This window comes from Pseudoalteromonas sp. S3260, from assembly GCF_005886925.1.
Taxonomy (GTDB): Bacteria; Pseudomonadota; Gammaproteobacteria; order Enterobacterales; family Alteromonadaceae; genus Pseudoalteromonas; species Pseudoalteromonas tetraodonis.
This window is the reverse complement of record NZ_PNCV01000018.1, coordinates 1-1223: the sequence shown is the minus strand read 5'-3', so window position 1 is coordinate 1223 and position 1223 is coordinate 1. Positions and strand designations below refer to the sequence as shown.

Below are 1223 nucleotides of genomic sequence, written 5' to 3'. Positions count from 1 at the left end.
CACGGCAAGATCATTATAAATTGAACTTATAGAGCAAGTAGTGATCAGATCAAGGCATAATAATTATTTGGTCGCATAAATATGAGCACTACTTTTCTGAAACATTTTAATTCAATTACAGATCCTCGCATTGAACGTTGTAAAAAGCATGAACTTATCGATATTCTTCTCCTTGCTATTAGCGCTGTGCTCTCTGGTGCAGAAGGATGGGAAGATATTGAAGACTTTGGGCACCTAAAACTTGATTGGTTAAAAAAATACGGCACGTTCAACGCAGGAATTCCAAAACATGACACGATTGCGCGCGTCATGTGTCGGTTAAAAGCAAATGAAATAGAAAGGGCATTTCAATCTTGGATATCATCACTGATTGAAACCACAGGTGCAGATATCATCGCTATCGATGGCAAAACCGCACGGCGTTCATTTACCACAAAAGACAGAAAAAGTGCCTTACACACGGTCAGTGCATGGAGTTGCCAACACCAGTTAGTGCTTGGGCAGACGGCTGTTGATAATAAAACAAATGAAATCACCGCAATACCAGAATTACTCACCCTGCTCGATATTGAAAACAGTATCATTACGTTAGATGCGATGGGATGCCAACAAGAAATAGCAAAACAAATCATCCAACAAAAAGCAGATTATATTCTTGCACTTAAAGGTAATCATTCAGGCATGCAAAAGGAACTAGAAGCGTGGTGGCACAAGTGCGAGCGTGAAAGGTTAACTCAGCATAATTGTGATGAATATACCGAAATAAGCTCAGGACATGGGCGTGTTGAAACACGTACATGCCAGCAGTTACTTATAGATAAAAGCTGGTTAGGCAAGGATTATCGTTGGCCTGGCTTAACGAGTATTATTAAGGTCAGGGCTGAAGTTCATGATAAGTCGGCAGGGTCGGATACCACTGAAACACGCTGGTATATAAGTTCATTAGACTTAAATGCAGCGCAAGCACTCAATGCGGTACGCAGTCACTGGCAGGTTGAAAGCATGCATTGGATGCTTGATATGAACTTCAGAGAAGATGAATCGAGAATACGCAAACTTCAAGGGCCATTAATGTTTAATGTAATGCGAAAGATAGCCATGGCGCTTTTTAAACAAGATACATCTAAGTCAGCAAGTATGGCGAGGAAAAAGAAAATGGCAGGGCTAGACGATGATTACCGCTCAACCCTGCTAGAGTCTGGGATTAAAATGCGCTAGCCGTG

General features: G+C 41.4%; 1 protein-coding gene. It reads left to right on the top strand.

Features of this window, described 5'->3' with window-relative positions; translation table 11 throughout:
- Positions 1-81: 81 nt before the first annotated feature.
- The gene (locus tag CWC14_RS03895; protein WP_029772849.1) at positions 82-1218 is read left to right on the top strand and encodes an ISAs1 family transposase; all 1137 of its coding nucleotides are present in this window, start codon (positions 82-84) and stop codon (positions 1216-1218) included.
- Positions 1219-1223: the final 5 nt, after the last annotated feature.